Annotated in this window: 25 protein-coding genes; 7 read left to right on the top strand and 18 right to left on the bottom strand. The window is 57.5% G+C overall.

Annotation, left to right across the window (positions count from 1 at the left end; all coding sequences use genetic code 11):
• Nucleotides 1-8: 8 nt before the first annotated feature.
• On the bottom strand, nt 9-2,144 hold the full coding sequence (locus ACWKV9_RS21505) for a mechanosensitive ion channel family protein (RefSeq protein WP_483838200.1): 2,136 nt from the start codon (nt 2,142-2,144) through the stop codon (nt 9-11).
• A 248-nt stretch (nt 2,145-2,392) separates the two neighbouring features.
• On the opposite strand from ACWKV9_RS21505, the gene ACWKV9_RS21500 reads away from it, so the two are divergent.
• From ACWKV9_RS21500 to ACWKV9_RS21490, 3 genes are all read left to right on the top strand, one after another.
• A complete protein-coding gene (locus ACWKV9_RS21500; RefSeq protein WP_483838119.1) occupies nt 2,393-4,747 on the top strand; it encodes an FdhF/YdeP family oxidoreductase in 2,355 nt (784 codons plus the stop codon).
• A 172-nt stretch (nt 4,748-4,919) separates the two neighbouring features.
• Nucleotides 4,920-5,504, top strand: coding sequence for a TetR/AcrR family transcriptional regulator (locus ACWKV9_RS21495; protein ID WP_483838118.1), 585 nt, complete (start codon nt 4,920-4,922; stop codon nt 5,502-5,504).
• A gap of 45 nt (nt 5,505-5,549) precedes the next feature.
• The gene (locus ACWKV9_RS21490; protein WP_483838117.1) at nt 5,550-6,029 is read left to right on the top strand and encodes a nuclear transport factor 2 family protein; all 480 of its coding nucleotides are present in this window, start codon (nt 5,550-5,552) and stop codon (nt 6,027-6,029) included.
• Between the two features lie 25 nt (nt 6,030-6,054).
• Here ACWKV9_RS21490 and ACWKV9_RS21485 read toward each other — a convergent pair whose 3' ends face one another.
• The 3 genes from ACWKV9_RS21485 to ACWKV9_RS21475 form a co-directional block, all read right to left on the bottom strand.
• Nucleotides 6,055-6,954 (bottom strand): DoxX family protein, encoded by a 900-nt coding sequence (locus ACWKV9_RS21485; RefSeq protein WP_483838116.1) that lies wholly within the window; start codon nt 6,952-6,954, stop codon nt 6,055-6,057.
• An 81-nt stretch (nt 6,955-7,035) separates the two neighbouring features.
• Nucleotides 7,036-7,533: a GlcG/HbpS family heme-binding protein gene (locus ACWKV9_RS21480; protein ID WP_483838115.1), complete on the bottom strand. Its 498-nt coding sequence runs from the start codon at nt 7,531-7,533 to the stop codon at nt 7,036-7,038.
• 72 nt (nt 7,534-7,605) lie between these two features.
• Nucleotides 7,606-8,793, bottom strand: coding sequence for an L-dopachrome tautomerase-related protein (locus ACWKV9_RS21475; protein ID WP_483838114.1), 1,188 nt, complete (start codon nt 8,791-8,793; stop codon nt 7,606-7,608).
• A gap of 374 nt (nt 8,794-9,167) precedes the next feature.
• Between ACWKV9_RS21475 and ACWKV9_RS21470 the strand changes: the two genes are divergently transcribed.
• From ACWKV9_RS21470 to ACWKV9_RS21460, 3 genes are all read left to right on the top strand, one after another.
• Nucleotides 9,168-9,884, top strand: coding sequence for a gluconate 2-dehydrogenase subunit 3 family protein (locus ACWKV9_RS21470; RefSeq protein ID WP_483838113.1), 717 nt, complete (start codon nt 9,168-9,170; stop codon nt 9,882-9,884).
• A gap of 93 nt (nt 9,885-9,977) precedes the next feature.
• The gene (locus ACWKV9_RS21465; protein ID WP_483838112.1) at nt 9,978-11,753 is read left to right on the top strand and encodes a GMC family oxidoreductase; all 1,776 of its coding nucleotides are present in this window, start codon (nt 9,978-9,980) and stop codon (nt 11,751-11,753) included.
• A gap of 11 nt (nt 11,754-11,764) precedes the next feature.
• Nucleotides 11,765-13,069, top strand: coding sequence for a c-type cytochrome (locus ACWKV9_RS21460; protein ID WP_483838111.1), 1,305 nt, complete (start codon nt 11,765-11,767; stop codon nt 13,067-13,069).
• 85 nt (nt 13,070-13,154) lie between these two features.
• Here the strand turns inward: ACWKV9_RS21460 and ACWKV9_RS21455 are convergent, their stop codons facing one another.
• Both ACWKV9_RS21455 and ACWKV9_RS21450 read right to left on the bottom strand, forming a co-directional pair.
• The gene (locus ACWKV9_RS21455) at nt 13,155-13,706 is read right to left on the bottom strand and encodes a single-stranded DNA-binding protein (protein WP_349802581.1); all 552 of its coding nucleotides are present in this window, start codon (nt 13,704-13,706) and stop codon (nt 13,155-13,157) included.
• A gap of 9 nt (nt 13,707-13,715) precedes the next feature.
• Complete coding sequence (locus ACWKV9_RS21450) at nt 13,716-15,110, bottom strand: MFS transporter (RefSeq protein WP_483838110.1); 1,395 nt, start codon at nt 15,108-15,110, stop codon at nt 13,716-13,718.
• A 190-nt stretch (nt 15,111-15,300) separates the two neighbouring features.
• Between ACWKV9_RS21450 and uvrA the strand changes: the two genes are divergently transcribed.
• Nucleotides 15,301-18,135 (top strand): excinuclease ABC subunit UvrA, encoded by a 2,835-nt coding sequence (gene uvrA, locus ACWKV9_RS21445; RefSeq protein ID WP_483838109.1) that lies wholly within the window; start codon nt 15,301-15,303, stop codon nt 18,133-18,135.
• 72 nt (nt 18,136-18,207) lie between these two features.
• On the opposite strand, the gene bfr is transcribed toward uvrA, so the two are convergent.
• From bfr to rplR, 12 genes are all read right to left on the bottom strand, one after another.
• Nucleotides 18,208-18,672, bottom strand: a complete 465-nt coding sequence (gene bfr, locus ACWKV9_RS21440) for a bacterioferritin (protein WP_483838108.1) — start codon at nt 18,670-18,672, stop codon at nt 18,208-18,210.
• Nucleotides 18,673-18,929: 257 nt separating this feature from the next.
• Nucleotides 18,930-19,316, bottom strand: a complete 387-nt coding sequence (rplQ, locus tag ACWKV9_RS21435; RefSeq protein ID WP_004397026.1) for a 50S ribosomal protein L17 — start codon at nt 19,314-19,316, stop codon at nt 18,930-18,932.
• 41 nt (nt 19,317-19,357) lie between these two features.
• Nucleotides 19,358-20,359, bottom strand: coding sequence for a DNA-directed RNA polymerase subunit alpha (locus ACWKV9_RS21430; protein ID WP_007970428.1), 1,002 nt, complete (start codon nt 20,357-20,359; stop codon nt 19,358-19,360).
• A gap of 22 nt (nt 20,360-20,381) precedes the next feature.
• A complete protein-coding gene (gene rpsD / locus ACWKV9_RS21425) occupies nt 20,382-21,002 on the bottom strand; it encodes a 30S ribosomal protein S4 (protein WP_002555465.1) in 621 nt (206 codons plus the stop codon).
• Between the two features lie 18 nt (nt 21,003-21,020).
• The gene (rpsK, locus tag ACWKV9_RS21420) at nt 21,021-21,410 is read right to left on the bottom strand and encodes a 30S ribosomal protein S11 (protein WP_002555466.1); all 390 of its coding nucleotides are present in this window, start codon (nt 21,408-21,410) and stop codon (nt 21,021-21,023) included.
• A 30-nt stretch (nt 21,411-21,440) separates the two neighbouring features.
• On the bottom strand, nt 21,441-21,797 hold the full coding sequence (rpsM, locus tag ACWKV9_RS21415) for a 30S ribosomal protein S13 (protein WP_483838107.1): 357 nt from the start codon (nt 21,795-21,797) through the stop codon (nt 21,441-21,443).
• 130 nt (nt 21,798-21,927) lie between these two features.
• Nucleotides 21,928-22,044: a 50S ribosomal protein L36 gene (gene rpmJ / locus ACWKV9_RS21410; protein ID WP_002555468.1), complete on the bottom strand. Its 117-nt coding sequence runs from the start codon at nt 22,042-22,044 to the stop codon at nt 21,928-21,930.
• 28 nt (nt 22,045-22,072) lie between these two features.
• Nucleotides 22,073-23,401, bottom strand: a complete 1,329-nt coding sequence (gene secY / locus ACWKV9_RS21405) for a preprotein translocase subunit SecY (RefSeq protein ID WP_483838106.1) — start codon at nt 23,399-23,401, stop codon at nt 22,073-22,075.
• Entirely contained in the window at nt 23,402-23,833 is a 432-nt protein-coding gene (gene rplO, locus ACWKV9_RS21400; protein WP_483838105.1) for a 50S ribosomal protein L15, read from the bottom strand.
• Between the two features lie 3 nt (nt 23,834-23,836).
• Nucleotides 23,837-24,013: a 50S ribosomal protein L30 gene (gene rpmD, locus ACWKV9_RS21395; RefSeq protein WP_028621547.1), complete on the bottom strand. Its 177-nt coding sequence runs from the start codon at nt 24,011-24,013 to the stop codon at nt 23,837-23,839.
• Between the two features lie 2 nt (nt 24,014-24,015).
• A complete protein-coding gene (gene rpsE, locus ACWKV9_RS21390; protein ID WP_093514287.1) occupies nt 24,016-24,516 on the bottom strand; it encodes a 30S ribosomal protein S5 in 501 nt (166 codons plus the stop codon).
• Between the two features lie 3 nt (nt 24,517-24,519).
• Nucleotides 24,520-24,870, bottom strand: a complete 351-nt coding sequence (gene rplR / locus ACWKV9_RS21385) for a 50S ribosomal protein L18 (RefSeq protein WP_037017727.1) — start codon at nt 24,868-24,870, stop codon at nt 24,520-24,522.
• Between the last annotated feature and the right edge of the window lie 6 nt (nt 24,871-24,876).

Genomic DNA, 24,876 nt, shown 5'->3' with positions numbered 1-24,876 from the left:
AATCCAATTTAGACCGGGGTTTCGGAGCCGTCCTTATTGACGAGGGTTGCCTTGCCTGGCGCCGGTTGTTGTTCGGCGCCCTCTTGTTCGAGCTGCGGCGCCGGGCCGGTATGCGGGCTCATCACCAGTTGTGGATAAGTTTGCGCAAAGCGCACATCGCCTGACTTATCCACAAGCCGCTTGAGTCGGTCGTTGAACGCGCGACTCACCGCATATTGCCCACCGGATGAAGTGCGGAACTGCGCGGTAATTACGATCCCGTTCATGTCCATTCGATCGAGCCCGAACACTTCCAGCGGCCCTTGCAGCTTGCCCTTGAGCAGCAAATCGTCGCTGATCGACTGCCCCGCTTCACGAATCAACGAAGTGGCCGAATCGACGTCCGAATCGTAAGTGAACTGGAACGAGAAGAAGGCGTAGGCGAACTGACGAGACTGGTTGGTAACCGCCTTGATCTGCCCGAATGGCACTGAGTGCACGAACCCTTTGCCGTCGCGCAAACGCAGTGTGCGAATGGTCAAGCTCTCGACTGTGCCTGCGTGGCCGGAATCCAGCACCACCCAGTCGCCAATCGAGATGGTGTCCTCGATGATGATGAACAAACCCGTGATCACGTCCTGCACCAGTTGCTGGGAACCGAAACCAATCGCCAGACCGACGACACCGGCACCCGCCAACAACGGCGCGACGTTGATGCCCAGGTTCGCCATGGTGGTGATCGCACAAATCACCACCAGCACGATTTTGATCGCGTTGCGCAGCAGCGGCAGGATGGTTTTGACCCGCGTGCTTGGCTGCCGGGAGGAGCGACTGCTGACCGGCGGTTTCAGGGCCTCTTGAATCGCGGTGTCCATCACAACCCAAAGCAGCCAGGTCACCAGAAAGATCAGGCCGATGCTGCTCAGTGAGTCGCTGATCACTTTTCCCAAGGCATTGCGCTGGGCGAATTCGAACAGCGAAAAACCCCAGATCCGCCCCAGCAATTCGATGAAACCAATCGCCAGCCCGATGCGCATCAACGCGTGCAGCAAACTCAAAAGCCGCTCTTTGTAAGCATGCTCGACCCGCGCATCGGTGGGTTTGAACATGTGCTGGAACAGCGTGCTGAGGAACACCGTCGAAATCAGCAAAACGGTGGTCAGCAAGGCACAACGCAACGCCTTCTGGCTGTCTTCGCCTGCGCCGATCAGGTTGACCGCCGACACCAGAATCATCAGCAGAATCGGCCAGTGCCACAGGCTGGAGAAAATCTTCAGCGTTTCTTGTAACGCTGGCCGCGCCAGGCGACTCGCCAACGACCGATTGCGAATAAGGTGCGCAACGGGGCGCCGAACGCGAAGTATCAACATGCAAAACACCGCCGAGGCAAAAAGCCCGGTGAATACGGCGATGCTGGTGGTGACGTTATTGCCGATCTGCCGTGCAATTTGTGGGCTGGTCAGGGCGTCGCTGAGTGCTGCAAGAAAGCCCACGACGAACAGCGGTTTCGGGCTGAGCCGCCGAATCAAACGTACGGCTGGACGCTTGTGGCCGCTGTTGAACAGCACGATCACGCTCAAAATAATCGAGGTCGAAAAGATGCCACTGCTTGTGGCGTACGCCAGGCACAGCGCCAGAGCGCGTCCGGCTGACAGCTGCAGGAAGTGGCTGACATAAAGTGTTAGCGGCAGGCTGATCATCGCCGGAATCGTGAATGGAATCAGGTAACCCAATACGCCTCGTACGCGCTCGCGCTTGAGCAGATAACGGTAGCGGTTGATTCGAGCGGCGATAAATTTACCCAGTAGGTGCAACAGCGCGAAGGCGCTGATCCAGGCTGCGGACAGGATCGCGAAGTCACCAGCGACGCTCACTTTGCTACGCGGCGATGGCTTGTTGACCAGCTTGTCCAATTCGTCTGCGGCACGGTCCGCCCGCAGGCGCCATGAATCAAACAAATTGTCGTCCAGATTGAGCTTGTCCTGCACGTCATCGATGCTGGAACTGATGGCCCCAAGCAATCCGCCCTGAAGAAGGATTTCGGGTTTCTCAGGTTCAGCTTCAACGGCGGGGGCGGCGGCCGTAGAAGCGGGCGCTGCAGCGGCGGGAGCATCGGCGGCCAGTAGATTGGAGCTGCCGATGAAAAACATGATGCACAGCAACATGGCGGTCTTGAAGTTCGACAAAACGCTGATCACTCCTCACTCGCGGGATAGTGGATGACGGGGGCCTGGGACAAAACCCACAGAAACTGATCGGATTTCATGCAGCAAGTTCGGTTTTTGCCTGCAATCAACGCGGGAGGCATGGCGCAATCAACCGAAATAAAATGTAACGAACCTTTGAGCGGCCGCTTCGTCACAGCTTTAAGGGGGCCTGTTCCGGGCACGCCCGCGCTCCCGAGGCAGCAAAGATGACGCTCATTTTTCCAAAGGCCCATTTCCGTCCCTACACCTCGTCGTCCGGCGGTTGGGGTTCGGCCAAGTCGGTGATGGAGATTCTCTGGCGCGAGCAGACGATGACGCGATCCGCGCTGCCACTGGTCAAGCAAAATAAGCACGGAGGCTTTGCCTGCGTGAGTTGTGCGTGGGCCAAGCCCGGCAAACCGCATCATCTGGAGTTCTGCGAAAACGGAGCAAAGGCCACGGCCTGGGAACTGACCTCACTCAAGACCAGCCCGGCGTTTTTTGAGAAACACTCCGTGAGTGAGTTGCTGCAATGGTCAGATTACGACCTCGAACAGCACGGCCGCCTGACACACCCACTGCGCTACGACCCCGTCACTGACCGCTACCGCGAGACGACCTGGACCGAAGCCTGGCACGACATCGGTGCTCAGCTTCGAGCACTGGAGCCTGACAGCGTGGCGTTTTACGCCTCGGGCCGCGCGTCGCTGGAGACCTCGTTCATGTACCAGCTCTTCGCCCGGGCATACGGCACGAACAATCTCCCGGACAGTTCGAACATGTGCCACGAGAGCACATCGGTCGGCTTGCAGGCCAGCATTGGCGTACCGGTGGGCACCGTCACACTGGACGACTTTGAACATACCGATTGCGTTCTGTTTTTCGGTCAAAACGTGGGCAGCAATAGCCCGCGCATGCTGCATCCGTTGCAGGAAGCGCGGAAGCGAAATGTGCCGATCATCACGTTCAATCCAATCCGCGAACGGGGTCTGGAGCGCTTCGTCAATCCGCAATCACCGGTGGAAATGCTCGGACCGAAGTCGACCGTCATCAGTACTCAATATCACCAGTTGGCAATCGGCGGCGACACCGCTGCGGTCATGGGCATCGCCAAGGCGCTGTTCGAGATGGACCGTGCGGCACTGGTCGAAGGCAAACCAGCGATCATCGACCAAGCGTTTATCGCTGAACACACCGAAGGCTTTTCAGGATTTCTGACGGCGGTCATGGACACGTCGTGGGAAACCATTGAGCACACGGCAGGATTGAGCCGCAGCGCGCTGGAGGCGGCGGCGACTGTTTACGCTCAGCATGATCGCGTGATGCTGGTTTACGGGATGGGCATCACTCAGCATCGTCTGGGCGTTCAGAGTGTGCAGATGCTGGTCAACCTGCTGCTGTTACGGGGCAATATTGGCAAGCGCGGCGCAGGCATTTGTCCGGTACGCGGCCATTCGAACGTGCAAGGGCAGCGCACGGTCGGGATCACTGAAGACCCAAAGAAGGTGCCTGTCGAGAAGATCCACGAGTTGTACGGTTTTCACGTTCCTGAGAAAAAGGGCCGCAATACGGTGGAGGTCTGTGAAGGCATTCTCGATGGCAGCGTGCGTGGCTTCATTGGTCTGGGTGGCAATTTCCTGCGGGCCATCCCGGATACATCGCGCATGGAACCGGCCTGGGCGAATTTGCAGCTTAACGTGCAGATCGCGACCAAGCTCAATCGCACGCATCTGGTGACTGGCAAGAATGCGTGGCTGCTGCCTTGCCTGGGGCGCATCGAACGGGACCTGCAAAACGGTATCGAGCAGGTTTACAGCACGGAGGACAGCACAGGATGCGTGCATGGCTGGCGCGGGCAAAGTGAGCCGATCAGCGCTGAAGCTCGTTCGGAGACGGCTATTCTGGCGGGGTTGGCCCAAGCCACCTTATCGGGCGCAGAGCGGCTAGACTGGGAAGCGTGGCGCAGTGACTACTCGCTGATCCGCCAAGGCATCGCCCAGGTTTATCCCGAGATTTTTCATGACATGGAGACACGCATGTGGGAGCCCGGTGGTTTTCATCGGCCATTGCCTGCGGCCAAGCGCGAATGGAAAACCGAGAGTGGCCGCGCGCAGTTTATTACGCCCAAATCACTTGAGGTCGATCCGGATGTGTTCCCGGATCACCATCACCGCGATGTGCTGCAACTGATGACGATCCGCAGCAACGATCAATTCAATACGACGATCTACGGCTACGAGGATCGATTTCGCGGGGTGAGCGGGACGCGCAGTGTGATTTTTTTGAACCGCAACGATGTGATCAGGCTGGGTTTCAAAGCCGGAGACTGGGTGAATGTCACAACGGCCATCGAACCTGAAATCAAGCGTCAGGTGGGCCCGTTGCAAATCATCGCCTACGACATCCCCGAAGGTTGCAGCGCAGCCTATTACCCCGAATGCAATCCGCTGGTGCCGTTGTGGCATCACGCTGAAGGCAGCAAAGTGCCTGCGGCTAAATCAGTTCCGGTGGTGCTAAGCCCGGCTGTGCCGAGTGCTCAAGACATGAAGCGGGCGTTACCGGAGACTGATCAGGTGCGGTGAATCACCCGTTTTGTAGGAGCGCGCTTGCCCGCGAGAGCGTTTGACCTTTGCCAGATACTTCGACTGACAGATTTCATTGGCGGGCCAGTGCGCGCCTACACATCCGAAGGCCTCCAGCGCACTTGAATAATCTGCTTGACCAAGGAGAACGATCGTTCTACCTTTCCATCCCATGAATACAGCCAACACTGAAACCCGCGATAAAATTCTCGTAACCGCCGAGCAGTTGATTTATGAACATGGCATACATGCTATGGGCATGGATCTTTTGGTCAAAACCTCCGGCGTGGCGCGCAAGAGCATCTACCGCTACTTCGCAACCAAAGACGAAGTGGCAGCGGCGGCCTTGAACGCGCGCGATGTACGCTGGATGGCCTGGTTTAGCAGTGAGTCCGATAAAGCTGCAACCCCGCAGGCGCGCATTCTGAAGATGTTCGACGTGTTTACAGGCTGGTTTGAATCCGAAGGATTTCGCGGCTGTGCGTTCATCAATACGGCTGGTGAGATTGGAGACCCGATCGACCCGATTCGCCTGATTGCGCAATTGCACAAACAGAAGCTGCTGGATTACACGCTTTCACTGTGCGAGCAGTTGCCGGTCGAACGACCCGAAACGCTGGCTAAACAGCTACTGATTCTGATGGATGGCGCCATCACCATGGCCCGCGTCATGGGTGATTTCAGCGCCGCCGATAGCGCCAAGGATGTTGCGCAGTTGTTGCTGGAACGGGCTTTGCCGCTCAAGTCCGCCGAATAGAAAGGCATTACCCACCGTTGACCCAATCTGCCTGGAGGCTCCGCCATGTCGTCCACTGCCCAAACTCGCCCGCCACTTCCCCCTTTCACCCGAGAATCGGCCATCCAGAAGGTTCGTCTCGCTGAAGACGGCTGGAACAGTCGCGATCCGGAAAAGGTCGCCCTCGCCTACACCGTCGACACTCAATGGCGTAATCGCGCTGAGTTCGTGACCAACCGCAACGACGCCCAAGCCTTTCTGGCCCGCAAGTGGAAGAAGGAACTGGATTACCGGCTGATCAAAGAGCTGTGGGCATTCACTGATAACCGCATCGCCGTTCGGTACGCATATGAATGGCATGACGACTCGGGGAACTGGTTCCGCTCCTACGGCAATGAAAACTGGGAATTCGCCGAAGACGGCTTAATGGCCAACCGCTTCGCTTGCATCAATGACCTGCCGATCAAGGAATCGGAGCGAAAATTCCACTGGCCGCTGGGACGTCGCCCGGATGATCACCCAGGGTTGTCCGAGCTGGGGCTTTGATTCGCTAAACCCTGAAAACAATGCCCTATCGGCGTTTGACGCCCTGGGCATTGGTCACCAGCGGCAGCAGCATTTGGGGCAGCGCGCCCCGCTGCAGCAGCCAGCCGTCCAGGGAAAACTTTCCCGCGCCGGTCATCATCACACCGCCGAACACCACCAGCAGCATCATCACGTACTCCCACCCGCCGCCGCCCGCTGTTGCCCATGCATAGCCGCGCGTCCATTCCCCGCCAAAACCCAAAGTGGCGACGAGGAAGTAGAACAGGCTGACCGCCGCGCCCAATCGTGCAAACAAGCCCAGCCCGACACTGATGGCTGAGGCCAGCTCAGTCAGACCGCCCAGTATCACGAACGCCGCCACGCCATGGGTGATGCCAAAGCCCTGAAAGCCGTGCTCCAGCGTATGAAACGAGCCCAGGCCTGCGAAGATTTTTTCGGTGGAATGGCACAGCTCGTTCAGGCCAAAACACATGCGCACCAGTGTGGCCTGCCACAACAGCGTGCCGAGCCAGGCGCCAGATTGACCCCGGTTGCGCTGCCAGTCGCTGATCACGCAATCGATGAACTGCAACACCAGTGGGATGGCCGCAATGCTGGCGACCCAGATCAGCAATCGGGCATCGTTCATGACTGCCACGCGCCAGGCGATCAGAAACGGCAGCAGCGAGATCAGAAATCCAACAGTGAATACCCGCGGTGTAATCAACACGGCTGAAAGCAAAGCGATCACCAGCCAGAGCGTGCTGGCCCAGGCAGCAAAATCAGGCAATGAGTGGTCGATCCAGCTGCAGTACACCGAGGCGGCCAGGGTTGCGCCAATGCCAAGGACGGCGGGCCATTGCGCGATGACCGATGGTTTGAGCAGGCGATAGTCGCGGGCATAAGCCCCGTCGACTACGTCCAGTTGAGCGGACGGACTGTTCATGGAAAACCTTGAAAATGAGTTAACGGGGATTTCGCAGTTGCGCCTGACCCGCGCCGGCTGGGCAGGTCAGATGCAGGTGTGTCAGCGGAAGGTCGCGGACACGTCTTCGGCCAGCTTTTGCTCGGTCAGGTCGGTAGCGCCGCTGATGCCGACGCTGCCAACCACCAGGCCATCGTGCTTGAGGACCACCCCGCCCACTGCCGGCAGAATTCCGGGAATGGTGCCAATGGCCAGGTTTTCCTTACGCGCCAGGTCGTAAAAAGTGATGGTATTGATGGCAAAGCGCGCGGCAGACGTTGCCTTGGCAATCGAGGCATCCACGCAGCCTGCGTAGGCGCCCTGCATGCGAGTGAACGCCAGCAAATGGCCGTCTGCATCGGTCACGGCGATACAGATGTTCATATTGCGCGAGGCCGCCAGCTGGGTCGCCTGCGCCGCCAGCTGCAACGCTGCCGCGGTGGAAACGTTCTCTTGAGCGACAACTGAGGCGCTGGCAGGCGCCGGGGTTTGTGCCTGAGCAAAAGCGGGGATAAGGGCGGCGAACATCAAAGCGCCGAGCAGTACGTTGGTTTTTTTCATGTAGCGACATCTCCTGGGGTTAAACGGCCCTGCCGATGAAGCGGACCGTCTGAAAAGAGGACCGCTTGCGGCTTATCCGGGCACCGATGCCAGGGGAGCGCCCACCATGGCGGGCACTTTTTCGCGACCGCCCAGGCCGGGAGGCAATTGCACCTTGAAAATCTTGAAGGGCATTTGCAGGCCATCAACGCCGCCGGGGCCCCGGTTCGAGGCCATGCGCGCGCTCTGGGGAACGGGGATGTACAGCTCACCCTGATCGGAGATGAACATCGCATCCGGATTCCACAGCTGGACGTCTTCCACTACGACGCGCAGCGTGCCGTCGGGGGATAACACCGTCACTCGCGGTTTGTCGTACTCGGCCAGATACAGATTGCCGGCGCTGTCGATGGCTGTGCCGGTCAGCGGGCCGGTGTCGTACACAAACTCCACCAGATCACCCAGTGCCTTTTCCGTGACCTGCGTGTCGCGCAGCGCTCTGGTTGGAACTCGCCACAACGGGCCGCTGAGCGCTTGGTAATACAGCCACTGACCGTCCGGACTGATTTCAATAGGGTCCGAATGAACCTGATGATCGCTGCCGTCCGGCATCAACAGCACGTGCCCCGCTTCGCCAATAGGACGACGCTCGGGAATCATCTTGGTTGACGGGTGATTGGCCAGGCGCCTCAGGGATACACCGGTGCGCAGATTGATCACGATGATCGCGCCCAGACCGGAATCGGTGACGTAGGCGTGCTCACTGTCCAGGCGCAGGTCATTGAGGTTCGCGCCAGCAGGCAACACGCTGGCCGGCAACGTGTAGCTGCGCGGCAACTTGCCGTTGCGGGTGTCGAACTGCAGGATTTTCTGGTCGGGATTGATGCCGGTCGGGCCTGCGTCCTCGCCCTGATCGATGGCCCACAAAGTGTCATCGTCAAAGATGTGAAGCGTGTTGATTTTCACCAGGGCATTCGCGCCGGATTTGCCCGGCACCCACTCGTTCCAATGACCGCCGGGGAAAGGCCTGAGCCGACCGTCGGGCATCACTTCGGCAATGGAGGGCGTTTTTTCAAAGCCCGGCCAACGTGGCAGTCCGACAAATAACCGGCCGGTCGACGTGAGGGCCACGGCGTTGCAGAGCCAGTCCAGGCTCGCCACTTCGATCAAGGGTTGGCCTGCCTTGAGCAAAGCAGCCGCCTTCGCAGCCGCCCCGCTGGCCAGAGCCATTGCACCACCGGTGACAGCCACAGCCTTGCAAAAATGTCGTCTGTTCAGCATTTTTTATTGTTCTCCTGAGTAAGTCCTGCGCCTGCACCAACCGCCTCGAAAAAGACAATGGTAGCGTTACCATCGGCGATCCAGAACCTACCCTATGAATTTGGCTGCAACAAGTAAAAATTGGTTAGATTGACGCGTTTCCGCGCAATGTTAGCGTTATCCATATCAGCCAATGGCGCGGCTGGCGGGGGTCTCAAAGTAATTTGACGTAAACCCGTCAAATAGTTAGTAGCGCGCTGATATGTCGCACCCTAGACTCGCCCGCCATGGCTGCAAACGTTGCGCGGAGAGCCCTCTAGACAGGGCCTGCCGGATGGGTCTGCGCGAAAAATCAAAGCTACGCCCGCAGCACACCGTGAGACCTGAGGAACCCTATGAATCGACGAGACGCCTTGATCTCGCTCGTGCAACTGACTGCATTGAGCGTTGCCAGCACCGCCGGGGCCAGTGTCATCAACTCGGGCACGTTAATGCCTGTCGGCACCCGTTCAGATGCGCTGCCCAAGCCACCGGCCAAAGGTGAGTTGGCCTACCTGACGCCAGACGAAGCCCGAGAAGTGGCGGCGATCTTTGACCGATTGATTCCCGAAGATGAATTGGGCATGAGCGCCAGCCAGGCAGGTTGTGTCGACTTCATCGACCGTGAACTGGCCGGCGCTTTCGGCGAGGCCGCCAGTACTTACCGCCTCGGGCCGTACAAAACCGGTACCGCCCAACAAGGCCCGCAGTTCAAGCAGACGCCAGCTGAGCGCTATCGCACCGGGCTCAAGGACCTGGGCCGTTACTGCTCCAGTCAGCACGGCAACATCTTCAGCGCTTTGGATGGCGACACCCAGGATGCGCTGCTGCATGACCTGGAAGCGGGCAAGCCAGATTTCCCCTCGACTCCCTCCGCCGATTTCTTCGCCCTGCTGCTGCAAAACGTGCGCGAAGGCTATCTGGCTGACCCCATGTATGGCGGCAATCGCGACATGGTGGGCTGGAAGCTGGTCGGTTTTCCGGGAGCGCGCTATGACTATCGCCCCTATGTCCACAAGAAGGGCGTGCCGCTCAATCTCGACCCCGTGAGCCTGTTCGACAACGCCGGCTGAAACGCCGCTTTCCCACACTGATTTCAGCTCATTTTTCGCAGGCGGGCGCCCGCTTGGCTCGGTGTCCGGCTGCGCGCAATAAAGGATCGACTCATGGCAAATGCAAGACCCAAAGCGGACGTGGTGGTGATCGGCCTGGGCTGGTCAGGCTCGGTGATTGCCGAAGAACTGGCGCGGGCTGGGCTCAAGGTCGTCGCCATCGAGCGCGGCGCCTGGCGTGACACGGCTACCGATTTCCCGCCGTCGGTGGACACCGATGAGCTGCGCTGGTCCACGCGCAAGGAAATCCTTCAGCCACCCAAACTGGAAACCTACACCTTTCGCAACAACGCTTCGCAGGAGGCGCTGCCGGTGCGCGAGTGGAGCAACCTGACGCTGGGTTTCAACGTGGGCGGCGCGGGGACTCACTGGGCGGCGGCATCGTGGCGCTTCAACCCGTTCGACTTCCAGCCCTACAGCAAGACCATCGAGCGCTACGGCAAACAGCAATTGGTGCCGGGCCTGCAGGTGCAGGATTGGGGCATCACCTACGATGAACTCGAACCGTTTTACGATCGCTTCGAGCGCATCGCCGGCACCAGCGGTCAGGCCGGGGTCATCAATGGCAAGGTGATTGCGGGCGGCAATCCGTTCGAGGGGTCGCGCAGCCGGGATTTTCCGACCCCGCCGTTAGTGCCCAGCCACTGGAACGACATCTTCACCCAGAAGACCACCGAAATGGGCTATCACCCGTTCCCGGTGCCGGCGGGGACGATTTCAAGCGCCTACGTCAATTCGCTGGGCGTGCGCATGGGCCCGTGCACCTACTGCGGTTATTGCCAGATGTTCGGCTGCGGCAACTGGTCCAAAAGCAGCCCCAACGCCTGCGTCGTGCCGGCACTGATGCGCCAGCCCACGTTCGAGGTGATGACCGAAACCGAAGTCCTGCACATCAACAAAGCCGCGGACGGCAAGACCGCTACCGGCGTGACGTTCATTGGCAGGGACGGCGTTACCGGCGAGCAACCGGCCGACATCGTGATCGTCGCAGCGTATCAACTGGACAACGTGCGGTTGATGCTGCTCTCAGGCATTGGCCAACCGTACGATCCGCGCAGCAGAACCGGGGTCATCGGCCGTAACTACAGCTTTCAGACCCTCTCATACGCCTACCTCTGGTTCGAGAACGAATACCTCAATCCATTCATCAACACCGGCTGCCTGGCGATACAGATCGATGATTTCAACGCCGACAATTTCGACCACACCGGCCTGGGCTTCATTGGCGGCGCGGGTATTCAGTCGCTTTCCAACAACGGCCTGCCGATCGGCATGGCCGGGGTCCTACCCAAAAAAGCCCCGACCTGGGGCAAGGGCTGGAAGAAAGCCTTTCAGCACAGCTATCAGAACTGGGCGATGGTTCAGGGCCAGGGCACCAGTTACTCCCACGAAGACATGTATTTCGATCTGGACCCGACCTATAAGGACAACTTCGGTCGGCCCCTCATGCGCATGACGTTCGACTACAACCTCAACGACAAGCGCTCCGGCGAGTTCGTGCGCAAGCAATGCGAGTCAATCGCCAAAGCGGTGGGCGGCACCCACATCGAGTCTTACAACTTCGCCGACGACCATTACACGCCGTTTCGTGCTAACGACTCCTCTCACACCATCGGTGGCGTGGTGATGGGGACGGACCCTAAAACCAGCGCCCTGAATCGCTATCAGCAGAGCTGGGACGTGCATAACGTTTTCGTCCTGGGTGCTTCGTCGTTCCCCAATAACGGCGGCTTCAATCCAACCGTCACCATCGGCGCGCTTGCGCTGTGGACGGCCAAGGCGATCAAGGAACACTACCTGCCAAATCCTGGCCCGCTGGTTCAGGCATGAGAGCATCCTCGATGAAACGAACGATATTCGCAGGACTGGCGGTCGTGTTAGTGGCGGGCCTGGGCGTCGCCCTTTATCTCAATGGCAGCAGCAGCGCCGATAACGTCGCCAACGACCAGTTGAAGGCTGCAGATGCCGGGGCCCTTAATCCGGCGGCGGTCAGCCGGGGCGCGTATGTGGCGGTGCAAGGCGATTGCGCGGCCTGCCACACAACGCCGGGAGGCCTGGCATTCGCTGGCGGTTATGGATTGCAGACCCCGTTCGGCGTGATCAACTCGACCAACATCACGCCTGACGTCAAGACTGGCATCGGCAACTGGACCGAACGCGACTTCTTCCGCGCAGTGCGGCATGGCAAACGCGAGGACGGACAACTGCTCTATCCGGCGATGCCTTACAACGCGTACGTCAAAATGAGCGACGACGACCTGCATGATTTGTGGGCCTACATGCGCTCGATCAAATCGGTCGAACAGGCGCAGGTGCCCAATACGCTGGGCTTCCCGTACAACATCCGTCTGGCGATGCTCGGCTGGAACCTGTTGTTCTTCGATAACGCGCCCTTTGTAGCAAAAGCCGGCGAAGGGGACCAATGGAATCGAGGTCGCTATCTGGTCGATGGTGCGGGTCACTGCGCCGCCTGCCACACGCCAAAAAATGCGCTGGGCGGCGATACCTCTGCGTACCTTCAAGGCGCGCAGTTACTGGGCGGCTATGCGCCCGAGATCACCGGCAACGCTCATTTGGGGCTTGGCAATTGGACCAGCGCACAGGTCCAGCAATATCTGAAGACGGGCAGCAACCATCAGGCAGTAGCCGCTGGAGCGATGGGCGAAGCGGTCGAGCATTCGACCCAATACCTCAATGACACCGATCTTGCCGCCATTGCGCTGTATCTCAAATCGCTGACAGGTTCTGAGGCTCAGGCACCTGAAGCTCTGGCGGGTAACGACCCGGTCATGAAGCGGGGCTCGATGGTCTACGAGACCAACTGCATGGCGTGTCACAACCAGAAAGGCGAAGGCATCGGCGGGATGGTGACAACCTTTTCCGACAATCCGGGGATACGCGCCACCAGCGCATCCAATCTCATCAGCACCGTACTCAAAGGCGGCCGGGCCGTGGCGACGGAGGGCAACATCACCGCTGCGGGCATGCCATCGTTCGACTGGAAACTCAACGACGCCGACATCGCTGCGGTGCTGAGCTACGTGCGCAATAGCTGGGGAAATGCCGCCCCGGCGGTGTCCAGCGATCAGGTTGCCAAGGCACGCACAGCGCTGGAGGCCAAGCCGGTCGTGACCAGCCAGCGCTGATCGCTTCGGGCGACGGCCATAAGAAAAGCCCCCGACCGCTGAGCGGTGGGGGGCTTTTCAATTCGGTTCCAGGTGGCGTTAAGGCCTAGAACGGGATGTCGTCATCAAAGCTGTCGAAATCAGGAGCCGGTTGTGGCGACTGTTGCGGAGCTGGACGGGATTCGCGTTGTGGCTGTTGCGGCTGCGAATTGGACTGCTGAGGCGCGGACTGCTGCGGACGCGACTGCTGTGGGCGCGGCGCGGAGTTCTGATAACCGCCACCGCCTTGACCCTGTGGAGCGCCTTCGCCCTGAGGACGGCCGCCCAACAATTGCATGGTGCCTTGCATGTCCACGACGATTTCAGTGGTGTAGCGCTTGATGCCGTCCTTTTCCCACTCGCGGGTTTGCAGCTTGCCTTCGATGTAGACCTGCGAGCCTTTGCGCAGGTACTCACCGGCGATCTCGGCGACTTTGCCGAACATCGAGACGCGGTGCCATTCGGTCTTTTCGACTTTCTGACCGGTTTGTTTGTCGGTCCACTGCTCGCTTGTCGCCAGACTCAGGTTGGTCACGGCATTACCGTTCGGCATGTAGCGAACTTCGGGATCCTGGCCACAAGTACCGACCAATATGACTTTGTTAACCCCACGGGCCATAACGTTCTCCTAGGCTTCACACGTTTGCGACGCTGGATTGACCAATTCGTCGAAAGACGCCCGATCCAACAGTTCTTTGTCAAATTTGATATAGATGGCGCCCTCGTCGGGCACCACTACTGCATCTGTTACTCCGCGTACAGCCAGCAATCGTTCGGCCAGACCAGTGTCGCGTTGAGCCTCGGGCGACAGCGGCAAGCGCAGGCTTGTGACGTAGGGAGGTTCGCGCATGGTAACAGCAAACCCAAGCCATATGGCGGCCAACCCAGCGCCGCCGAGGAACACAACGCTTAAGCCCCCGTGCTGAAATAACCAGCCTCCAAGGATGCCGCCGACGGCCGAACCCAGGAACTGGCTGGTGGAATAAATCCCCATCGCCGTGCCCTTCCCGCCCGCTGGCGACACCTTGCTGATCAGTGAGGGCAATGACGCCTCCAGCAGATTGAACGCGGTAAAGAACACTACCGTGCCGATGACCAGCGCCCGAAGCGTGTTGCCGAACTCCCAGAAGAATAGCTCAGTGAGCATCAGCACCGTCACGGCGCCGAGCAAAATGCGCTTCATTTGACGCTTCTTCTCGCCGTAGATGATGAACGGGATCATGGCGAAGAATGAAATCACCAGAGCAGTCAGATAGACCCACCAGTGTTGTTCCTTGGGCAAACCGGCCTTTTCCACCAGTGCCAACGGCAGCGCGACGAAGCTGGACATCAGCATGGCGTGCAACGCGAAGATACCTAAATCCAGACGCAGCAAGTCGGGATGACGCAGGGTCGCTCGCAACGCCTGCTTGGCCAGGCCGGATTCACGATGCTGCAACGTGACAGTGGACTTGGGGACGACAAACGCGGTGATGATAATTCCGACCAACGCCATCGCACCCGTTGCCAAGAACAACCCGGACAATCCAAATGCGCCAGTAATGATCGGGCCCACTACCATTGCCACGGCAAATGACAAACCGATGGTCATGCCAATCATCGCCATGGCTTTGGTGCGATGCTGCTCACGGGTCAAGTCCGACAGCAGCGCCATCACAGCGGCCGAGATAGCTCCGGCACCCTGGAGCACCCGTCCGGCGATCACGCCCCAGATGGAAGTTGCATCGGCGGCCAGTAAACTGCCGATGGCGAAAACGATCAGCCCGAAATAAATCACGGGACGCCGGCCAATACGGTCGGAAATCATGCCGAACGGTATTTGCAGAACGGCCTGTGTCAGCCCGTAAGCACCGATGGCCAGGCCGATAAGTGCCGGGCTCGCGCCCGCCAGGTCCATGCCGTAGGTCGCCAGGACGGGCAACACCATGAACATGCCAAGCATACGGAACGCGAACACCAAGGCCAGCCCCCCTGCCGCGCGGGTCTCGCTGCCACTCATGCGCTCGCTGTGTGAATCGTGCATGGAAGAACCTCGTGTGAACCGGCGGCGATTCTACCAGTCCCATCGGTGTACAGCACACACGCGACGCTTTGCCGCGCGTAGATGAAGCAGTCTTCATGTAAGCCTGCGACTCATTGTTTGATAGTGTGCATCCATCCAGTATTTGACCGTATACTCCTTCGTTTTACGACGCCCGCCGCGCGAGGCCATTTTGGACAAGATCCTGATTCGTGGGGCCCGCACCCACAACCTGAAGAATATCGACCTCACCCTGCCACGCGACAAACTGATCGTCATTACCGGGCTTTCCGGTTCTGGTAAATCGTCGCTGGCCTTCGACACGCTGTACGCCGAAGGGCAACGACGCTACGTCGAATCCCTGTCCGCATACGCTCGACAGTTCCTGTCGATGATGGAAAAGCCGGACGTCGACACCATTGAAGGTCTGTCGCCAGCCATTTCCATCGAGCAAAAATCGACCTCTCACAACCCGCGCTCCACCGTGGGTACGATCACCGAGATTTACGACTACCTGCGTCTGCTGTATGCCCGCGTGGGTCAGCCGCGTTGCCCGGATCACGACATCCCGCTGGAAGCGCAGACGGTCAGCCAGATGGTCGACCTCGTCATGGCGCAACCGGAAGGCAGCAAGCTAATGTTGCTGGCTCCGGTTATCCGTGAGCGCAAAGGTGAGCATCTGGCGATCTTTGAAGAGCTGCGCGCCCAGGGTTTTGTGCGTGCGCGGGTCAACGGTCGGCTGTGTGAACTCGATGAGCTGCCCAAGCTCGACAAGCAGAAGAAGCACTCCATCGATGTCGTCGTCGACCGTTTCAAGGTTCGGGCGGATCTGCAGCAGCGCTTGGCTGAATCTTTCGAGACCGCGCTGAAGCTGGCTGATGGCATTGCATTGGTCGCCCCGATGGACGACGAGCCGGGCGAAGAGATCATTTTCTCCGCGCGTTTCGCTTGCCCGATTTGCGGTCATGCGATCAGCGAGCTTGAGCCTAAGCTGTTTTCGTTCAACAACCCGGCGGGCGCGTGCCCGACCTGCGACGGTCTGGGCGTTAAGCAGTTTTTTGATATCAAGCGTCTGGTCAACGGGGAACTGACATTGGCGGAGGGCGCGATTCGCGGCTGGGACCGGCGAAACGTCTATTACTTCCAGATGCTCGGGTCGTTAGCAAAGCACTATGGTTTCAGCCTGGAAGTTCCGTTCAAAGACTTGCCGGCCGATCAGCAGAAGACCCTGCTCAATGGCAGCGGCTCGCAGAACGTCGACTTCCGCTACCTCAATGACCGTGGCGACATCGTTAAACGAGCGCATCCCTTTGAAGGCATCGTGCCAAATCTGGAGCGCCGTTATCGCGAGACCGAATCTACAACGGTGCGTGAAGAACTCGCCAAGTTTCTCAGTACTCAACCTTGCCCGGATTGCCGTGGTACGCGCCTGCGCCGTGAAGCACGCCACGTGTGGGTCGGCGAGAAGACGCTACCGGCAGTGACCAACATGCCCATCGGCGATGCCACTGACTACTTCGGCCAGTTGAAGCTGACGGGGCGGCGTGGGGAAATTGCCGACAAGATTCTCAAAGAGATCCGCGAGCGCCTGCTGTTTCTGGTCAACGTCGGGCTTGATTACCTGACGCTGGACCGCAGCGCCGATACATTGTCCGGGGGTGAAGCGCAGCGTATTCGTCTCGCCAGTCAGATTGGCGCAGGCTTGGTTGGCGTGATGTACATCCTCGATGAGCCGAGCATTGGCCTGCATCAGCGGGACAACGACCGATTGCTGGATACCCTTCGTCATCTGCGCGATATCGGCAATACGGTGATCGTCGTGGAGCACGACGAAGACGCCATTCGCATGGCTGACTACGTGGTCGATATTGGGCCAGGCGCAGGCATTCACGGCGGGCACATTGTCGCTGAGGGCACTCCGGCCGAGGTCATGTCGCATCCTGATTCCCTGACTGGCAAATACCTCTCCGGCCGCGTCAAGATTGCTGTTCCAGCCAAGCGCACCCCTCGCAACAAAAAGCTGTCTTTGAAGCTCAAGGGTGCACGCGGCAACAATCTGCGTAACGTTGATCTGGAAATCCCGATCGGTCTGCTTACCTGCGTTACCGGGGTTTCAGGCTCGGGGAAATCGACGCTGATCAACAACACGTTGTTCCCGCTCAGCGCTACGGCACTCAACGGCGCAACGACGCTGGAAGCGTCAGCCCATGACAGCATCGATGGCTTGCAGCATCTGGACAAGGTCGTTGATATCGATCAAAGCCCCATTGGCCGAACTCCGCGCTCGAACCCGGCAACGTACACCGGCTTGTTCACACCAATTCGGGAGCTTTTCTCAGGTGTACCTGAGTCCCGCTCGCGGGGGTACGGCCCGGGTCGTTTCTCGTTCAACGTGAAGGGTGGTCGGTGCGAGGCCTGTCAGGGCGATGGCCTGATCAAGGTTGAGATGCACTTCTTGCCAGATATCTATGTCCCCTGCGATGTCTGCAAGAGCAAGCGTTACAACCGTGAAACTCTCGAGATAAAATACAAGGGCAAGAACGTTCACGAAGTCTTAGAGATGACCATCGAAGAAGCCCGGACGTTCTTCGATGCCGTTCCTGCTCTGGCTCGCAAGCTTCAAACTCTTATGGATGTAGGGCTTTCCTATATCAAGCTCGGGCAATCGGCTACAACGTTGTCAGGGGGTGAGGCGCAGCGGGTCAAGCTGTCCCGCGAGCTCTCCAAGCGCGATACCGGTAAAACGCTATACATCCTCGATGAACCTACCACCGGGCTGCATTTTGCAGACATTCAGCAATTACTGGACGTGCTGCATCGCCTGCGCGACCACGGCAACACGGTGGTCGTGATCGAGCACAACCTGGACGTTATCAAAACTGCGGACTGGCTGGTGGATCTAGGGCCAGAAGGTGGATCTAAAGGAGGGCAGATCATTGCCACCGGTACGCCGGAGCAGGTCGCCGATATGAAGCAGTCGTATACCGGTCATTACCTGAAACCGTTGCTCGAACGAGACAAGGCTTGAAAGGCTGAGTCTTTGAAATGAAAAAGCCCCTGTCGTGTTGTCCGCGACAGGGGCTTTTTAGTATCTGGCGGATCAGAATTGAGACTGCAGGTAATTATCCAGGCCAATGGATTTAATCAAACCGAGCTGTTTTTCCAACCAGTAGGTGTGATCCTCTTCCGTGTCCGCCAGCTGAATACGCAGGATCTCGCGACTCACGTAATCCTTGTGCACCTCACAGAGCTCGATGCCTCTACAGAGCGCGGCTCGCACCTTGTATTCCAATCGAAGATCGCTGGCGAGCATCTCAGGCACCGTAGTGCCGACATCCAGATCATCCGGGCGCATACGCGGCGTACCTTCGAGCATCAGAATCCGGCGCATCAACGCATCAGCGTGCTGTGCCTCTTCTTCCATCTCATGATTGATACGCTCGTAGAGCTTGCTGAAACCCCAATCCTCATACATCCGCGAGTGGACGAAATATTGGTCACGCGCTGCGAGCTCGCCGGTCAGCAGCGTGTTGAGATAATCAATTACATCCGGATGGCCTAGCATCGCCGCACTTCTCCTCATCAAAGGCATAGTCTGAACCAAGCAAACGGTGCGGTCACTTCACGATAGGTAAAAAAACCAACAAATGAGGTGAAAATCTGATATTTGGTGCCGAAAACCCGGGTAAATGAGGAAGCTTCCGTTTATCACTACGACTTAGCGCAATAAATTCCGCGAATGGAGGTTTGGGAAATGGAAATACACGAATTTTAGAAACAAAAAACCGGGCACTAGGCCCGGTTCTTCGTAAGACTGATGTCTTATTCAGCGGCTTCTACAGAACCACCGACAGGACGATCAACCAGCTCGACATACGCCATAGGCGCGTTGTCGCCAGTGCGGAAACCGCACTTGAGGATACGCAAATAGCCGCCCTGACGGGTTGCATAGCGTTTGCCCAGATCGTTGAACAGCTTACCGACGATTTCTTTCGAACGAGTACGGTCGAAAGCCAAACGGCGGTTAGCTACGCTGTCTTCCTTAGCCAAGGTGATCAGCGGCTCGGCAACGCGGCGCAGTTCTTTGGCTTTCGGCAGGGTAGTCTTGATCAGCTCGTGCTCGAACAGCGACACCGCCATGTTTTGAAACATGGCCTTGCGGTGCGAGCTGGTACGGCTCAGGTGACGTCCACTTTTACGATGACGCATGGTTCATTCCTTACCAAACTCACGTTCGGTGATTACGACGATCAGGCCGTAGCCTTGTCGTCCTTCTTAAGACTTGCCGGCGGCCAGTTATCCAGGCGCATGCCGAGGGAGAGACCACGAGAAGCCAGAACGTCCTTGATCTCGGTCAAGGATTTCTTGCCTAGGTTCGGAGTCTTCAACAGTTCTACTTCGGTCCGCTGAATCAGGTCGCCGATGTAGTAAATGTTCTCCGCCTTAAGGCAGTTGGCCGAACGTACGGTCAGTTCCAAATCGTCAACCGGACGAAGCAGGATCGGATCAATCTCGTCTTCCTGTTCGACTACCACTGGTTCGCTGTCACCTTTGAGGTCGACGAACGCAGCCAACTGCTGTTGCAGAATGGTTGCTGCACGACGGATTGCCTCTTCAGGATCCAGAGTACCGTTGGTTTCCAGATCTATAACCAGCTTGTCCAGGTTGGTACGTTGCTCGACACGGGCGTTTTCCACCACGTATGCGATACGACGGACCGGGCTGAACGAAGAATCTAGCTGCAAGCGACCAATGCTGCGGCTTTCGTCTTCATCGCTCTGACGCGAGTCTGCTGGTTCATAACCGCGACCACGAGCTACAACGAGCTTCATGTTCAGGGCGCCGTTAGACGCCAGGTTAGCGATTACGTGATCGGGGTTAACGATCTCGACATCATGATCCAGCTGAATATCGGCAGCGGTAACCACCCCCGAACCCTTCTTCGACAAGGTCAGCGTAACTTCGTCTCGACCGTGCAGCTTGATAGCCAGACCTTTAAGGTTCAACAGGATTTCAATGACATCTTCCTGTACACCTTCGATGGCGCTGTACTCATGGAGTACACCGTCAATCTCGGCCTCGACTACTGCACAGCCGGGCATGGAGGACAACAGGATGCGGCGCAGCGCGTTGCCCAGGGTATGGCCGAAACCACGCTCGAGAGGCTCGAGTGTGATTTTGGCGCGGGTTGGACTGACAACCTGCACATCAATGTGGCGGGGTGTCAGGAACTCATTTACCGAAATCTGCATGGATGCACCTATTTTCTAGCCCTTACTTGGAGTAGAGCTCGACAATCAGGCTTTCGTTGATGTCGGCGGACAGATCACTGCGAGCTGGAACGTTTTTGAAGACGCCAGATTTTTTCTCAGTGTCTACTTCTACCCATTCTACGCGGCCACGTTGGGCACACAGATCGAGAGCCTGCACAATACGCAGTTGGTTCTTCGCCTTTTCGCGAATAGCTACCACGTCACCAGCACGAACCTGGTAGGAAGGAACGTTAACGGTTTTGCCGTTTACGCTAACCGACTTGTGCGATACCAGCTGACGGGATTCGGCACGAGTAGAGCCAAAACCCATACGGTATACGACGTTGTCCAGACGGCATTCGAGCAGTTGCAGCAGGTTCTCACCAGTAGCGCCTTTCTTGCCGGCAGCTTCTTTGTAGTAACCGCTGAATTGACGCTCGAGAACGCCGTAGATACGACGAACCTTCTGCTTTTCACGCAGCTGAGTACCGTAATCGGACTGGCGACCGCGGCGTTGGCCGTGGATGCCCGGAGCTGCTTCGATGTTGCACTTGGATTCGATAGCGCGAACGCCGCTCTTCAAAAAGAGATCGGTGCCTTCACGACGAGCAAGTTTGCATTTTGGACCAATGTAACGAGCCATTTCTTACAGTCTCCTGGATTACACGCGGCGCTTCTTCGGCGGACGGCACCCGTTGTGCGGGATTGGCGTCACGTCGGTGATGCTGGCGATCTTATAGCCACAGCCGTTCAAAGCACGGACAGCGGACTCACGACCTGGGCCTGGACCTTTGACGTTAACGTCGAGGTTCTTCAGACCGTATTCCAGCGCAGCTTGACCAGCACGTTCAGCAGCTACTTGAGCAGCAAACGGGGTGGACTTGCGTGAACCGCGGAAACCCGAGCCGCCGGAGGTAGCCCAAGAAAGCGCGTTACCTTGACGATCGGTGATGGTGACGATTGTGTTGTTAAACGACGCGTGGATGTGGGCGATGCCATCAACCACTGTCTTTTTAACTTTTTTACGAGGACGAGCAGCAGGTTTTGCCATGACTAAATTCCTGTCGATGCGCTGGTGCGATTACTTGCGGATCGGCTTACGCGGACCTTTGCGAGTACGCGCGTTGGTCTTGGTACGCTGACCGCGTACTGGAAGACCACGACGATGGCGCAGACCGCGGTAGCAGCCCAAATCCATCAAGCGCTTGATTTTCATGTTGATTTCGCGACGCAGGTCACCTTCAGTGGTGAACTTCGCCACTTCGCCACGCAGCTGTTCAATCTGCTCGTCGCTCAGATCTTTGATCTTCGCCGCTGGGTTAACCCCAGTGGTTGCACAGATATTCTGTGCAGTGGTGCGACCAACACCATAGATGTAGGTCAGCGAGATAACAGTATGCTTGTTATCTGGAATGTTAACGCCTGCAATACGGGCCATTCAGTGGGACTCCAATTGACAGCTACCTACGCCCCGGAAGCCAAGAAATAGGGCGCGAGATAATATCGCTGTAATAACAAATAATCAACCCAGCAGCGCACTAGCTGCTGGGCTTAAGCACAGATCACACTCAGCCTTGGCGCTGTTTGTGACGTGGTTCCGCGCTGCAAATTACTCGAACAACACCTTCGCGGCGAATAATCTTGCAGTTACGGCACAGCTTTTTCACCGATGCACGAACTTTCATCACCAACTCCTCGAACCTTATGGGTACCTCAGCGCAACATGCCGCTGCCGTAACCCTTCAGGTTGGCTTTCTTCATCAGGGATTCGTACTGGTGCGAAACGAGGTGAGATTGCACTTGCGACATAAAGTCCATCACAACCACGACCACGATCAGCAACGAGGTCCCGCCAAGGTAGAACGGTACGTTTGCTGCAACCACCAGGAACTGGGGAAGCAAGCACACGGCCGTCATATAGAGAGCACCGAACATGGTCAAACGCGTTAGCACACCATCAATGTAGCGTGCAGACTGTTCACCAGGACGGATACCCGGAATAAAGGCACCGGACTTCTTCAGGTTTTCCGCTACGTCTTTCGGATTGAACATCAACGCCGTATAGAAGAAGCAGAAGAAAATAATCCCTGCACTAAACAGCAGAATATTCAACGGCTGACCAGGAGCGATCGACTGCGAGATGTCCTGCAACCAGCCCATACCTTCAGACTGACCAAACCAGGCACCTAACGAAGCAGGGAACAGCAAAATGCTGCTCGCGAAAATAGCTGGAATTACGCCAGCCATATTCACCTTCAACGGTAGATGGCTCGTCTGCGCAGCAAAAACCTTACGGCCCTGCTGACGCTTAGCGTAGTGAACAGCAATACGACGCTGACCACGCTCGATGAACACCACGAAACCGATAATCGCCACTGCCAACAAACCGATAGCGACCAAAGCGAAGATATTGATATCGCCCTGACGTGCAGACTCGAAAGACTGCCCTATTGCTCTCGGAAGACCGGCGACGATACCCGAAAAAATCAACATCGAGATACCGTTACCAACACCGCGCTCGGTAATCTGCTCGCCAAGCCACATCATGAACAGCGCACCGGCTACAAAGGTGGTGACTGCGACAAAATGGAAGCCTAGGTCTGCAGAGAACGCAACGCCCTGACCGGCCAAGCCAATGGACATGCCAATGGCTTGAACCAGCGCCAGGATCACGGTGCCATAGCGGGTGTACTGGCTAATCTTGCGACGACCAGCTTCACCTTCCTTCTTCAACTGCTCCAGCTGTGGGCTGACAGCGGTCATGAGCTGCATGATGATCGACGCCGAAATGTACGGCATGATCCCCAATGCAAATATGCTCATTCGCTCCAGCGCACCGCCTGAAAACATGTTGAACAAGCTAAGAATGGTCCCCTCATTCTGTCGAAACAGTTCTGCCAGCCGGTCCGGATTGATACCTGGAACTGGGATGTGCGCACCTATCCGATAGACGATAATCGCCAGGAACAGGAAACGCAGCCGGGCCCAGAGTTCGGACAACCCGCCTTTGCTGAGCGCTGAGAGAGCACCTTGCTTAGCCATTTATTCCTCGAACTTGCCGCCAGCTGCTTCGATAGCCGCACGCGCACCTTTGGTGGCTGCGATACCTTTTAGGGTGACTGCGCGAGTAACCTCACCGGACAGCATGATTTTCACACGCTGAACGTTTTGGTTGATCACGTTGGCATCCTTCAACGACTGCACAGTGATAACGCCTTCAACTTTAGCCAACTCGGAAGTGCGGACTTCTGCACGATCCATAGCTTTCAAAGAGACGAAACCAAACTTTGGCAGACGACGATGCAACGGCTGTTGGCCGCCTTCGAAACCCGGAGCAATGGTGCCACCGGAACGGGAGCTTTGACCTTTGTGGCCACGGCCACCAGTCTTACCCAAACCGCTACCGATACCACGGCCCGGACGATGCTTCTCGCGACGGGAACCCGGCGCAGGACTCAGATCATTGAGTTTCATCGATTAACCCTCGACTCGCAGCATGTAGTAAGCCTTGTTGATCATCCCGCGATTCTCAGGAGTATCAACAACTTCTACAGTGTGACCGATGCGACGCAGACCCAAACCCTTAACACAAAGTTTGTGGTTAGGGATGCGGCCGGTCATGCTTTTGATCAGTGTGACTTTAACGGTAGCCATGATCAGAAGATCTCCTTGACGTTCAAGCCGCGCTTGGCAGCAATGGACTCAGGAGACTGCATGGCTTTCAAACCCTTGAACGTAGCGTGAACCACGTTTACCGGGTTAGTCGAACCGTAGCACTTGGCTAGAACGTTTTGAACGCCAGCAACTTCCAGCACTGCGCGCATTGCGCCGCCAGCGATGATGCCAGTACCTTCAGATGCAGGCTGCATGTACACCTTGGAGGCGCCATGGGCAGACTTCATTGCGTACTGAAGAGTGGTGCCATTCAGATCAACCTGAATCATGTTGCGGCGTGCAGCTTCCATTGCCTTCTGGATCGCAGCAGGCACTTCACGTGACTTGCCACGGCCGAAGCCAACACGGCCCTTGCCATCACCTACCACGGTCAACGCGGTGAAAGTGAAGATACGGCCGCCTTTGACGGTCTTGGCTACACGATTAACTTGAACCAGCTTCTCGATGTAACCTTCGTCGCGTTTTTGGTCGTTATTTGACATAACTTAGAACTCCAGCCCGCCTTCACGAGCAGCATCAGCCAGCGCCTTGACGCGGCCGTGGTACTTGAAGCCAGAACGGTCGAAAGCCACTTGCGATACACCGGCGGCTTTCGCACGCTCAGCAATCAGCTGGCCAACCTTAGTGGCCGCGTCGATGTTGCCAGTGGCACCATCACGCAGTTCTTTGTCCAAAGTCGAAGCATTCGCCAAGACTTTGCTGCCGTCGGCCGAAATGACCTGGGCATAAATGTGCTGCGAAGAGCGGTACACGCAGAGACGCACGACTTCGAGCTCGTGCATTTTCAGGCGTGCTTTGCGAGCGCGACGCAGTCGGGTAACTTTTTTGACGGTCATTTGCTA

It is taken from the genome of Pseudomonas corni, assembly GCF_057128765.1.
Note: the sequence above shows the minus strand (reverse complement) of the source record. Positions and strands in the feature narration are given on the sequence as shown.